This is a genomic window from uncultured Veillonella sp. (assembly GCF_937981445.1).
Lineage (GTDB): Bacteria > Bacillota > Negativicutes > Veillonellales > Veillonellaceae > Veillonella_A.
Window position 1 is genome coordinate 1 of record NZ_CALJON010000030.1, and the last position, 13,083, is coordinate 13,083.

The following is a 13,083-nucleotide window of genomic DNA, read 5'->3' on the forward strand; positions in this document are numbered from 1 at the left end:
TTGATCCCGTAACGAATGGGCATGTAGATATATTTGAAAGAGCTAGCAAATTAGTAGACAAACTAATTGTAGCCGTTCTTGATAATCCTAATAAAAATAGTTTATTTACTCAAGAGGAACGTGTAGAATTAATTGAAGAATCTGTTAGACATTTACCTAATGTAGAGGTAGATTGTGCTTCAGGGCTCTTAATTGATTATGCCAAATCTAAAAATAGCTTCATGATTATTCGCGGTCTCAGAGCCTTAAGTGATTTTGAATATGAGTTCCAACGAGCTTTATTCTCTAAATTCTTAGATGATGAGATTGAAACTGTATTTATTATGACCAATAATAAATACTCTTATGTAAGCTCTACAGGAATTCGAGAGCTTGCCAAATTCCACGGTAATCTTGATGGCTTAGTATCAGAAAAAGTTAAACATGCATTAGAAGCAAAATTTAGAAAAGTTTAGTAATAGTTAATAGGAGTGGCGAGAATGAGAACTGAAAAACTTTTAGAAGACTTGGAAAATGCAATTGAATCGGCTAGTCGCATTCCTATGACCAACAAATTGGTCATTGAAGAAGAAGAAATTATGAGTATTTTGGACGCTATTAATGAGTCATTGCCATTAGAAATGGAAGAGTCTCGTCGAATTATTGCTGAACGAGATAAAATTTTGGCTGATGCACAGCGTCAAGCTGATACACTTATTGCACAGGCAAAAGAATATATCAGCAAACTAACTGATGAAAGTGAATTAGTAAAACAAGCACAAGCCCAAGCAAATCAAATTATCAATGCAGCTAACCAATCTTCCGATGAATTGAAGGATAGCTCTTTACAATATGCATCCGATGTATTGCGTTATGTAGAAAATAACTTAGAAAAAACCTTGGAAAGCTTGCGCGTAAATCGTGAAAGTTTAAAACAAACAAATCGTGAATAATACAATTTCATAAATTGTAACACTAAAAAGGCGCCCGCCTAGGTCATTATTTAAAATGGCTTAGGTGGACGCCTCTTGTATTATAAAACTAGGTTAATGAAATTAAGCTAACCGTTTTACACTAGTATATTAATTAAATGCTAAGGTATTACTTAATAAGTAAATCACTAGCTAGCGGTGATTTAGGATCAACAATAACAGTTTGTTGATGAGTATAAATAACAAAGCCAAGGGGAGAAGCTGGTGGCTTTTTAATATATTTTATATATGTATAATCAACAGGCACCTTGGTGCTATGACTAGCTTTGCTATAGTAAGCTGCAAATTGAGCCACTTTAGTGAGTAAATCATCATTAGGCTCTCCATCAGGGCGTAGGATAACATGACTGCCTTGAATTTGTAATGTATGAAACCATATATCTGTGGACTTGGCGAAGCGATGGGTTAAGTATTCATTTTGCTTGTTATTGCGCCCAATAAATACTGTGCCCCCTTGAAGTTCAAAGCGAAGAAAATTTTCTTTCCCCACTTTATAGGATAGCGGTTTTTTAGATTTTCTTATTAAACCAATGGCCTCAAATTCAGAATATATTTCCTGCACATCTTCCTTAGTCTGAGCCAACTCTAAGCTATAGAGAATGGAATTATAATACTCAATTTTCTTAGTACTTTCTTCTAATTGGTATTTCCCACTGATTACACGATTTTTAAGGCGTGTATATTGTTTATAATATTGCTGCGCATTTTCCACGAGAGTTAATTCCGGTTGGAGTGCTATTGTTACTTCTTCAGGAGGATCGAGTAAGACATTTGAGAGCGTGACTTCCTTTTCATAATGTACATCCATATAGGAATTAATCATCAATAAATCACCATACATTTTAAACTTGTCAGCTTCTTGGCTAGCATTAAGTTCCTCTTGTATCTTACTATGGCGCAGTTCTTCCTTTTTAATAGCTTGACTAATGATGCGTTCCAAATCTTTCGTAGCTGTATGTATGCCACCCTGTTTCATTACATCAGCCTCTAGGGGCTTAGATAGGGTGGTGTAAGTAGTAAGTAAAACTACGGAATCATCAATATAGGTTAAAGGAATAGGGCTATTTAGGCGCTTTCCATTACTTTGCTCATACACCAATAATTGTGTTGATTTTTTAATCTGTGCTGCTAAATCAACTATGGCTTGACTGAGCTGATATAGGGCTTCCTTTGATAGGGTGTTCCATACATCTTTCTCTTTTACCTGTGCTCTAAAGCAAAGCTCTTTTAATAGCACCGGCCCGATGCCATTAAAAATATGCCGAATTGTGCTCGCTACTGTGTCTTGGGCAAAATTTTTAAGCATATCATGAGCTTCTTTAGGGGACACCTCAAAAATGCCCATGCGATTGCTATTAGGGGGCAGTTCATAGTTTAGCTTAGGAGCGATGGAACGTTCCCGATTCATTAAAGGTGTAACATGAATTAAAGATTCTAAAATCACATCATGTTGTACAAATATACAATTCGAATATTTGCCCATGAGCTCTACGTAAATTTTGGTGGTTACCAAGGATCCGTCTAAAGCTAGTTTATCAACTGTAATTAATAGAATTCGATCTCCATGTAATTGCTCAATCGCTGTGATGCGCGCTGATTCAATATGTTTACGTAAGAACATGCATAGGGCACTGGGCTCTTTAGGCAGATCAGTTAGATCTTCACTTATATAGCAAGCCGGTGTATTGCCCACGGTAATCATTAAATTTTTATTACCTTCTACAGTATTAATTTTAAATACTAAGGAGGTTTTATCTATTTGTATTAATCGCTGAATTTGACCATTTACTAATTCATTACTTAGTTCACGGGTCAAAACAGACAGGGTTAGACCATCTAAGTTCATTTTTATACTCCTTTTTATACAACTCTATTTAGTATAACATATTTGCTTCCTTTACCCTATGAAAGGAACATGTTAGAATAAAAAGAAAGAAGAAAAATTAATTACTTTATTATAAATCAGGTGGTATAGTATGACAGGATTTGGTCGCGGCCGCGCTACCAATGGTGATGTGGAGATTCAAGTAGAAGTTAAAAGTGTTAACTCTCGGTATTTAGATATATATTTAAATATGCCGTCTCTCCTTAATGAATTTGAAAGTTCTTTAAAACAGTTCATTAAAGAAAAACTAAATCGAGGTAAGGTAGAAGTTTACATTACATTGAAAGACAATCGGGAGCGGGAGAAAGCAATTACTATCAATCATACCTTGGTTGACCAAATTCGTCAGGTTCTAGTGAAAGAAGGCTTCTATTCGTCGACTGAAGGGATACGATTAGGAGATGTAATGAGTATTTCAAAAGACTGGATTACGGTTAGTGAAATTCCCGCTGATAATTCTAGTGTGGGTCTGGTAGCGCAAGACGCATTGGCACAAGCTATAGATGGCTTGCTCCATATGAGAGCAACGGAAGGAGCGCTTTTAAAAGCAGATATTGAACAGCGCTTAGTATATATGGAAGAATTATTAACTGCCATAAGAGCCAATAAGGATGGTTTGCTTAAGCGCTACGAAGAACGTCTGCACAGTAAAATTGAAGCCTTGTTAGAAAAACACGCTATACCTGCTGATTCAGATAGGATTCTAGAAGAAGTGGCCATTTTGGCAGATAAAACAGATATTACAGAAGAAATTGTACGTTTTGGGTCACATGTGGTACAATTAAAGGACACACTATTAGAGACTAAACCAGTAGGTCGAAAATTAGACTTTTTAATTCAAGAAATGAATCGAGAAGTCAATACAATGGGATCTAAGGGATCTGATTTAGAAGTAATAGATCGGGTAGTTCTATTAAAGTGCGAATTAGAAAAAGTTAGAGAGCAAATACAAAATCTTGAATAGTTGGCCTAGCCGGCTTAAACCTTTACGTAGTATTAAAGAAACCTAGCATTAGGTAAAGTAGTAAGGAGTAATTAAAATATGAGTACAAAGCTTTTGAACATTGGATTTGGCAACATGGTGTCCGCAACTAGACTTATTGCTATTATTAGTCCAGAATCAGCTCCAATTAAGCGCTTAATTCAAGATGCTCGCGAAAAGAGTGTGTTAATTGATGCAACCTATGGCAGAAAAACGAGAGCCGTACTTGTAATGGATAGTGGGCAAATTGTATTATCTGCTATTCAGCCAGAGACTGTAGCTCATCGTATTGTTCAATCCACACCTAATGAAACGGAAGTGTAGGAGGAATCATGTCGGATAGAGGTATTTTAATAGTATTATCTGGTCCATCAGGAGCCGGAAAAGGGACCATTTGTGCAGCTTTGCGAAAAGAAATGCCTAATTTAGTTTACTCTGTCTCTATGACGACGCGAGAGCCTCGAGTAGGTGAAGAAGAAGGAATTAGTTACTTCTTCCGCACTAAAGAAGAGTTTCAAAGACTCATAGAAGACGATGCTTTTTTAGAGTATGCCAAAGTATATGACAATTATTATGGCACCCCAAAGCAACATGTAATGAATTTACTTAGCGAGGGGAAAAGCGTTATATTAGAGATTGACATTCAAGGCGCTATGCAAGTTAAAGAGCGCTTTAGTGAGGCCGTATTTATTTACATCGTGCCACCGTCCTTAGATATTTTATCTACGCGCCTACGCGATCGCGGTACGGATGCAACAGATGTCATTAATAAACGCTTATCTAAAGCAAGTTCAGAGCTCGCGTTAGCTCATCGCTATGACTACATTGTGGTAAATGATGAATTAAATGAAGCCGTAGAAAAAGTAGCATCGATTTTACGAGCTGAAACCTGTCGCATTAAGCGCAATAAAGAGAAAATCCAATATATTTATAATCGGTATAGGAATAATGAGGTGTAGAATTATGATGGTAAAACCTTTATTAAAAGAATTAGAACCTTTTGTTGATAGCAAATATACTTTAGTTACTTTAGCAGCTAAACGTGCTCGTGAATTGACTGATGGTGACGCGCCATTAGTAAGTGGTTTAGATACAGATAAACCTGTGTCCGTGGCACTTCATGAAATTGCAGAGAATAAAATTGGCTTTGCACGCACCAAAGACGGTATTAAATAAGACTTGTAGTGAGCTTTCTTTTAACACATAATAAACAAATTCAAAATATGGGTATAGGTGAACCATGAAAAACAAACATATTATTGTCGGTGTAAGTGGCGGTATTGCAGCCTACAAAGCAGTGGAGGTAGTGAGTCGTCTTAGAAAATTAGGGGCCGAAGTAAAAGTTGTAATGACCCGCAATGCTACAAAATTTGTGGCACCCATGACCTTTGGGGAAATCAGTGGTTATCCTGTGGCGGTCGAAATGTTCGAAAATATTCACGACTGGAATGTAGAACATATTTCGTTGGCCACTTGGGCTGATGCCTATGTAGTAGTACCAGCTACAGCTAATATTATTGCTAAAATGGCGGCTGGTATAGCCGATGACATGCTATCTACACAGTTGTTAGCTACTAAAGCGCCTATTTACATTTGCCCGGCAATGAATACTAATATGTATGAAAATCCTATTACACAGCGAAATTTTAAAACTTTAGAAGACTTAGGCTATCATATATTGCCAGCTGCTAGTGGCCAATTAGCTTGTGGAACTAGTGGTATTGGCCGTTTGCCAGAACCTGAAACCATCGTAAAATGGCTTAATTTTGAGCTGAATAAAACTGATTTACTGGCTGGTAAAACGGTCATTGTAACAGCTGGTGGCACCCAAGAAGCTATGGACCCAGTCCGCTATATTGGCAATCGGTCCAGTGGTAAAATGGGCTATGCCATAGCTGAACAAGCGGCGCTACATGGAGCTAATACAATTTTAGTATCTGCTCCTACGAATCTACCCACACCTCATGGGGTAGAATTAGTTAAAGTCGACTCTGCACGTCATATGGAGCAAGCTGTAAATGATTTATATACTGCCGCTGATGCTGTTATTATGGCCGCTGCTGTAGCTGATTTTAGAGTGGCTCAAGTGGCACCAGAAAAAATCAAAAAAATGGATACTATGGAGCTCCAATTAGTTAAAAATCCTGATATTTTAAAAGGCTTGGGAGAACATAAGAGTCATCAGAAATTAATTGGCTTTGCCGCTGAGACACAGGATGTTATTGCTAATGGTAAATTGAAAGTGGCTAACAAAAATCTTGATATGCTTGTAGCCAATGATGTAAGTAAAACTAATGCCGGATTTAATGTAGATACGAATAAAGTAAGCTTTATTTATCCCGGTGGACAAGTGGTTGATTTGCCACTTATGACAAAAAGTGATGTAGCTAAGAGAATAATTTTAGCCTTGGCAGAACTTTAATACTATAGTATAATATTAGAAGTGATTATTAATCACACTAGTTACATATGATTTTATTCTCATCAAGAGTAGTGGAGGGAAAGGCCCTGTGAAGCTACAGCAACCATTCAAATGAAAAGGTGCTAAGTCCGACGGTTATTGCCGAAAGATGGGGTTTTATTCCTCATCGATTGATGAGGAATTTTTTTATGGAGGTAATGGATAATATGTCTGAAAAACATGTTTTTTTCACATCAGAATCCGTAACAGAAGGTCATCCAGATAAAATTGCTGACCAAATTTCTGATGCAGTGCTTGATGCAATTTTAGCAAAAGACCCAACCGCTCATGTAGCTTGCGAAACATTAGTGACTACAGGTCAAGTTCACGTTGTTGGGGAAATTTCTACCAAATGCTATGTGGATATTCCACACATTGTACGTGATACTATTCGTGAAATCGGTTACACACGCGCAAAATACGGTTTTGACTGCGATACTTGCGGTGTCAATGTAGCAATTGACGAACAATCCTCCGATATTGCTATGGGCGTAGATGATGCCCTTGAAACTCGTGAAGGCGGCAATGATAAATTTGATAAAATTGGTGCTGGTGACCAAGGTATGATGTTTGGTTACGCAACTAATGAAACTGAAGAATATATGCCAATGCCAATCGCATTAGCACATCGCTTATCTCGTCAGCTTACAAAAGTAAGAAAAGATGGTACTTTAGATTACCTTCGTCCAGATGGTAAAACGCAAGTAACTGTAGAATATGTTGATGGTGTGCCAAAGCGTATTGAAACAATTGTTATTTCTACACAACATGGTCCTGAAGTAACTCGCGAACAAATCGAAGCAGACCTTAAGAAATACGTAATTGAACCGGTTCTTCCAGAAGGCTTTGTAGATGAAAATACTAAATTCTTCATCAATCCAACTGGTCGATTTGTTATCGGTGGTCCACAAGGCGATGCAGGCTTAACAGGCCGTAAAATCATTGTAGATACTTATGGTGGTATGGCTCGTCATGGCGGCGGTGCTTTCTCTGGTAAGGATCCTACAAAGGTTGACCGCAGTGCGGCTTATGCAGCGCGCTATGTAGCAAAAAACATTGTAGCCGCTGGCTTAGCTGATAAATGCGAAATCCAAATTGCCTATGCCATCGGTGTAGCTACACCAGTATCTATTATGGTGGAAACATTTGGCACTAACAAAATCGCTGAAGAACGCATTATCGAACTTGTGAAGAAACATTTCGATCTTCGTCCTGCAGGCATTATTGAAATGCTTGATTTATTGCGCCCTATTTACCATCAAACTGCTGCGTATGGACATTTTGGTCGTACCGATGTGGACCTTCCTTGGGAACACACTGATAAGGCAACAACACTTCGTTTAGAATCAGGTTTATAATATAAGAAAGATACAGGATGTAGTAATTATTTACTATATCCTGTCTTTTTTTATACATCCCAAAAATGATATAATAAAGGGTAAAAGTAAGGAGGTAGACCAGTGCGTGTAGCAGAGATTATCATTAATCGACCAGCTAAAAAAATGAATACACCCTTTAGCTATATAGTGCCAGAATACTTAGGCCATATACCAGTTGGTTCCAGGGTTCTCGTGCCCTTAGGCTCTACTCGTGAAGAAGGTATTATTATAGGCTACACTGAATTAGCGGAGATGCCAACCTATCGTTTGCGTCCCATTCAAGCCGTACTGGATACAACACCTTGGTTTACATCAGAGATGCTTGCAACGGCGAAAAAATTGAGTACCTATTATCTTTGCGCCTTATCAGAAGCATTGAGTTTATTTACTATTGATAAAAAGATTTTAAAAGGCTATGAACGTCCTAAGGAGCAATGGCTTATTGCGGAACCTTGGCTCAATCCGGAAACGGTGCCACCACGGCGTAAAAAACAACGTGAACTAGCTTTTTACTTACAAGATGTACAGGCCGCATCAGTGGACCGCTTAAAAAAAGATGGTTTTTCTTTACCTGTAATTAAGCAGCTCATGGAATTTCCAGGCATTTCTGTAGAAGAGCGATATCGCCCCACTAAAACACTGTTTCAGTCCCAACGGATTGAGGATTTACCTTTAACAGAGGAGCAGGCGCAAGCCTATGCGCCTATTCATAAAGCACTTGAGGAGGCTCGTTTTGAGACCTTTCTCATGCATGGTGTAACCGGTAGTGGTAAGACGCAATTGTACATGAAAGCTACGAAGGAATGTGTGGAGCAAGATAAAATAGCCATTATTTTAGTACCTGAAATTATGCTCACCAATCAAATTGTTACACGCTTTGTCGAAGCCTTTGGCGATGAAGTGGTGGTCTTTCACAGTAAGCTGACTTTAAGTCAACGTTATAATAATTGGGAGCGCTTGCGCCGTAAAGATAGCCATATAATTATTGGAGCTCGGTCTGCTATCTTTGCACCAACCGACAATATAGGGCTCATTGTAGTGGATGAAGAACATGATAATTCATATAAACAAGAGGATATGGTGCGCTATCATGCTAAGGAAGTGGCGTTATGGCGTGCGCAAGCACATAATTGTCCCCTCATTTTAGGGTCTGCTACGCCAGCTGTTACATCCTATTATAAAGCCTTAGAGGGTGCTTATAGTTTAGTAGAACTACCGCATCGTATATTTCATCAACCACTTCCCAAAGTTCAGATTGTAGATATGAAGGAAGAGCTTATATATGGTAATTACTCGGTTTTTTCCAGCGCCTTATTTGAGCTCATTAAAACGACGTTAGAACAAAGCGAGCAAATGATCATTCTCTTGAACCGTCGTGGCTATAGCACATTCATTATGTGTCGCGACTGTGGTGAACCTATCAAATGTCCTCATTGTGATATTGCTATGGTATATCACCAAGCAGGTGAAGAATTGCGCTGCCACTATTGTGAGCATCATGAAGAAGTTCCTACTATATGCCCTCATTGCAAAAGCAAAAAAATTAAATTTTTCGGCTCTGGCACACAGAAAGTAGAAGAGGAATTGCGTCGCAATTTTCCTAAAGCCCGTATTGCTCGATTGGATCAAGATATAACAGCAAAAAAAGGACAGGGTGAAGAAGTATTAACTCGCTTTGCTGCTGGTGAATACGATATACTATTGGGCACTCAAATGGTGGCTAAAGGGCATGACTTCAAAGGTGTTACTGCGGTAGGTGTACTAACGGCTGATTCTATATTGAATATTCCCTTATATAGTGCGTCAGAACGAACTTTCGACTTGCTCACCCAGGTGGCTGGTCGGGCCGGTCGCGCCACAGGCAAAGGACGAGTTGTAATTCAGACCTACAATCCCTTACATTATGCTATAATAAAGAGTAAGAATCATGATTATGTAGGATTTTATAAAGAGGAAATTGAAGCGCGCCAAGCCTTACAATATCCTCCCTTTGGTCATATGATTCATTTGCGCATTCAACATGAAAACTATCAGAAAGGCTTACTCATTGCCAATAAGATTGCCCAAGAGCTTCAAGCTTTTGAAGTAGACGATATGGTAGAAGTGTTGGGCCCTTATGATGAGGGCATTCGAAAAGTGCGCGATTTATATCGCATTTCTATTATGATTCGCGGTACAGAATTAAAAGATATTAAAGAACATATATATAATTCTTGGATTTTTAGTCAAGAAGGACTACATATTGATGTAGATCCTGTTTAGGAGGTTTCATGGCTGTTTTAGATGTTATAAAAGTGGGTGCTCCTGTACTTAAACAAGTAGCGGAGCCAGTAGAATTTGTAAATAAGAAAATTCGACAATTATTAGATGATATGGCTGTTACTATGTATACATCCGATGGTGTAGGTTTAGCAGCGCCGCAAGTTAATGTGTCAAAACGCATTATCGTAGTAGATGATGGGGAAGGTCTTCGCGAGTTTATCAACCCTGTTATTACCAAGGGGGAAGGTTGCCAATTGGGGCTTGAAGGCTGTTTAAGTGTGCCCGGATATTTTGGTGATGTAAAACGTTATCAAACAATCGAAGTTCAATTTATTGATCGCAATAATAAAAAGAAAAAAATTAAAGCGTCTGGTTTCTTAGCCCGCATTATTCAACATGAAATTGATCACTTAGATGGTATTTTATTCATTGAAAAAGTGGAAACGGCATACGAAGCAAAAAAAGAAGAAAAGAACCAATTAGAAGAAATGGAACAAGCGGTAGCCGAAGTGGCTAAAGCCGAATCTACTAATATTGGTATATAGGAGGACATATGAAGTCATTGCGTATCGTTTTTATGGGAACACCTGATTTCGCAGTTCCTACCTTACAGGCTTTATTAGATGGACCTCATACTGTTGTAGGTGTTTTTTGTCAGCCAGATAAACAAAAAGGACGGGGACAGAAAATTCAAATGTGTCCTGTTAAAGAAGTGGCTCTTGCTCATCATATTGATGTTTTTCAACCAGTTACATTACGAGATGAGGCGGCACAAGCTCTCATTGAAGAATTGCACCCTGATTTAGTTGTGGTCGTTGCTTATGGTAAAATTTTGCCACCTTGGCTTATTGCCTATCCGCGGTATGGTTGTATGAATGTACATGCCTCATTATTACCTAAGTACCGTGGGGCAGCGCCTATTCAATTTGCCGTATTAAATGGTGATACCGAAACAGGTGTTACTATTATGCAAATGGATGATGGTCTAGATACGGGAGCTATGCTCGAAGTAACTAAAACACCGATTGAGCCATTAGAGACAAGTGGACAGTTGTTTGATCGATTAGCGCTCTTAGGCGGCCACCGCATCAATGCAGTTATTGAAGGCGTAGTAAATGGCTCTATTACACCCACTCCTCAAAATGATGAAGACGCCACTTATACAACTAAGATCACTAAAGATATGGGACGTATTGATTGGAACCTAGATGCAAAAACATTAAGCAATAAGACGAGAGGTCTTAATCCAGCACCAGGCTGTTATACCTATATTAATGGAAAGCGCCTTAAAATTTGGCTCGCTCGTCCTTATGAAGGCGCCTTAAGTACTACGGGCGATATTGGTACGGTAGTAGCTGTGTTAGATACTAGTTTTGTAGTACGTACAGGTGAGGGTGCATTAGAAATTTTAGAGGTGCAACCAGAAAATAAAAAACGCATGTTAGCTGGAGATTTTTGTCGTGGACATCAAGTAAAGGTAGGGCTTTCATTTAATGAATAAGCTAGGAAAATATCCTCTATACTTTAAATTAACAGGACTGGTTTTTGCTGTAATCACTGTATTAGCCATCTTACTCGGTTATTTATTATGGCCTGGTTTATTGCGCTTTGGTCTATCCATAGCGTACTTAGGCGAAGTGGCATTAGCTTTGTTTCCACTGCTTTGCTGGTTTATGTGGGGGCTCATGCTTTTTGCTACATCGAAACATGTAAAAGTGCATTTTATTCTTTTACGCCTAAGTAATCGCTGGTTGTATAGCTTTTTTCCCTTAGTTTTATTAGTAGGTCGCCTCTTTGGAATTAGTAAAGAGCGCGTGAGTCAAGCATTAATCGATTTAATTAACTATCTAGTAGAATTAAAACTTTATAAAGTACCGGCCGATCGCGTGCTCTTATTGACACCTCACTGTTTACAACAAAGTGATTGTGTTCACAAAGTAACTACTGATGTGCATAATTGTAAGCGCTGTGGACGTTGTCAAGTGGGCACTTTGCTTGATATTGCTGATACCTATGGCTGCCATTTTCTAGTAGTGACCGGCGGTACCTTAGCACGTCTTATGATAAAAAAAGTAAAGCCAAAAGCCATTGTAGCTATTGCTTGCGAACGGGACTTAGTGAGTGGTATGAATGATGTATTTCCCATTCCCGTTATTGGTGTATTAAACGAACGACCTTGCGGTCCCTGCTGCAATACAAGAGTTGATACGGATCGAATTAAAGAAGCTGTGGAGAAGTTAATTAATGGATAATAAGGAACACCTATCAAAGAGTCACAAACCTAAATCAAATATAAAAAATAAAACTAATGGTAAGACTCATGGTTCAAAACAACAAAATAAGACAAAGCCAACCCATGGTGTTACCAATGGCAACAGTACATCTAATACAAAGCCTAATGTGCGTCGTCTTGCCGTACAAGCTTTAGTAGAAATTGAACGCAATAAAGCCTATGCCAATCTTGTACTGCAACAATATATCAGCCAAAATACATTGTCTGATGTGGACCGTCGTTTTTTAACAGAACTTGTATATGGCGTAGTGCGCCGTAAGAACTATTTAGACGCCATTATTGTTGCCTTAACAAAGCGGCCATTAAAGAAGTTATCCCCTTTAGGACATCAGATTTTACGCCTAGGCTTATATCAGATTATTTATTTAGATAAAGTGCCAGAAAGTGCAGCAGTCAATGAGTCTGTTAAGTTGGCAAAGAAAATGACACGCGGACTTGAAGGATTTATAAATGGAGTACTACGCAATTATTTGCGCAATTCTGAGGCCTATACGATTGATGAGCTTGCTCAATCAGAAACAGAACGTTTGGCTTTCATTTACAATCAACCTACTTGGCTATTAGAGCGTTGGCTTGCTGAGTATGGAGAAGAGCAAACCTTAGGTCTCGCTCAATGGTTTAATATGTCGCCGCGCTTAACGGCTCGCGTAAATATGCTAAAAACATCGGTAGAAGCTGTAGTGGACGATATGAAGCGTCATAATTGGGTTGTGGAAGTGAGTGACAAATTAGATTCTGCTATTTATATTGATCGTCATATGGGACCTATTGATGAATCGACTTGGTTCAAAGAAGGACTTATTACCTTTGCTGATTTGGCGTCTATGATGGTAGCCTATGTAATAGCTCC

At 38.6% G+C, this 13,083-nt stretch carries 14 protein-coding genes and 1 riboswitch; of the genes, 13 read left to right on the top strand and 1 reads right to left on the bottom strand.

Translation table 11 applies throughout. The annotated features are described in order from the left end of the window. The coding region (gene coaD / locus Q0376_RS04760; RefSeq protein WP_298704720.1) for a pantetheine-phosphate adenylyltransferase at positions 1-455 on the top strand (455 nt) is incomplete at its 5' end. A gap of 24 nt (positions 456-479) precedes the next feature. After that, complete coding sequence (locus Q0376_RS04765) at positions 480-932, top strand: ATPase (RefSeq protein WP_298704722.1); 453 nt, start codon at positions 480-482, stop codon at positions 930-932. Between the two features lie 148 nt (positions 933-1,080). Here Q0376_RS04765 and Q0376_RS04770 read toward each other — a convergent pair whose 3' ends face one another. Continuing rightward, on the bottom strand, positions 1,081-2,817 hold the full coding sequence (locus Q0376_RS04770; protein ID WP_298704724.1) for an NFACT family protein: 1,737 nt from the start codon (positions 2,815-2,817) through the stop codon (positions 1,081-1,083). A gap of 130 nt (positions 2,818-2,947) precedes the next feature. Here Q0376_RS04770 and Q0376_RS04775 point away from each other — a divergent pair, with 130 nt between their 5' ends. From Q0376_RS04775 to Q0376_RS04825, 11 genes are all read left to right on the top strand, one after another. Beyond that, positions 2,948-3,820: a YicC/YloC family endoribonuclease gene (locus tag Q0376_RS04775; protein ID WP_298704726.1), complete on the top strand. Its 873-nt coding sequence runs from the start codon at positions 2,948-2,950 to the stop codon at positions 3,818-3,820. 78 nt (positions 3,821-3,898) lie between these two features. Then, positions 3,899-4,162, top strand: coding sequence for an extracellular matrix/biofilm regulator RemA (gene remA / locus Q0376_RS04780; RefSeq protein ID WP_298704727.1), 264 nt, complete (start codon positions 3,899-3,901; stop codon positions 4,160-4,162). A gap of 8 nt (positions 4,163-4,170) precedes the next feature. After that, positions 4,171-4,797 carry a guanylate kinase gene (gmk, locus tag Q0376_RS04785; protein ID WP_298704729.1) on the top strand — a complete coding sequence of 209 codons (627 nt, stop codon included), beginning with the start codon at positions 4,171-4,173 and terminating at the stop codon, positions 4,795-4,797. A 4-nt stretch (positions 4,798-4,801) separates the two neighbouring features. After that, positions 4,802-5,014 carry a DNA-directed RNA polymerase subunit omega gene (gene rpoZ, locus Q0376_RS04790; RefSeq protein ID WP_298704731.1) on the top strand — a complete coding sequence of 71 codons (213 nt, stop codon included), beginning with the start codon at positions 4,802-4,804 and terminating at the stop codon, positions 5,012-5,014. 64 nt (positions 5,015-5,078) lie between these two features. After that, positions 5,079-6,260, top strand: coding sequence for a bifunctional phosphopantothenoylcysteine decarboxylase/phosphopantothenate--cysteine ligase CoaBC (gene coaBC / locus Q0376_RS04795; protein WP_298704733.1), 1,182 nt, complete (start codon positions 5,079-5,081; stop codon positions 6,258-6,260). 56 nt (positions 6,261-6,316) lie between these two features. Continuing rightward, positions 6,317-6,415: riboswitch (SAM riboswitch) on the top strand. 51 nt (positions 6,416-6,466) lie between these two features. Further along, on the top strand, positions 6,467-7,657 hold the full coding sequence (metK, locus tag Q0376_RS04800; protein WP_298704747.1) for a methionine adenosyltransferase: 1,191 nt from the start codon (positions 6,467-6,469) through the stop codon (positions 7,655-7,657). 102 nt (positions 7,658-7,759) lie between these two features. After that, on the top strand, positions 7,760-9,940 hold the full coding sequence (gene priA, locus Q0376_RS04805) for a primosomal protein N' (RefSeq protein ID WP_298704736.1): 2,181 nt from the start codon (positions 7,760-7,762) through the stop codon (positions 9,938-9,940). An 8-nt stretch (positions 9,941-9,948) separates the two neighbouring features. Next, a complete protein-coding gene (def, locus tag Q0376_RS04810) occupies positions 9,949-10,485 on the top strand; it encodes a peptide deformylase (protein ID WP_298704739.1) in 537 nt (178 codons plus the stop codon). A gap of 8 nt (positions 10,486-10,493) precedes the next feature. After that, positions 10,494-11,441 carry a methionyl-tRNA formyltransferase gene (gene fmt / locus Q0376_RS04815; RefSeq protein WP_298704741.1) on the top strand — a complete coding sequence of 316 codons (948 nt, stop codon included), beginning with the start codon at positions 10,494-10,496 and terminating at the stop codon, positions 11,439-11,441. Beyond that, positions 11,434-12,192: a DUF116 domain-containing protein gene (locus Q0376_RS04820; protein WP_298704743.1), complete on the top strand. Its 759-nt coding sequence runs from the start codon at positions 11,434-11,436 to the stop codon at positions 12,190-12,192. Before fmt ends, Q0376_RS04820 begins: the two co-directional genes overlap by 8 nt. After that, positions 12,185-13,083: transcription antitermination factor NusB (locus Q0376_RS04825; protein ID WP_298704745.1), on the top strand; the 899-nt coding region annotated here is incomplete at its 3' end. The genes Q0376_RS04820 and Q0376_RS04825, both read left to right, overlap by 8 nt.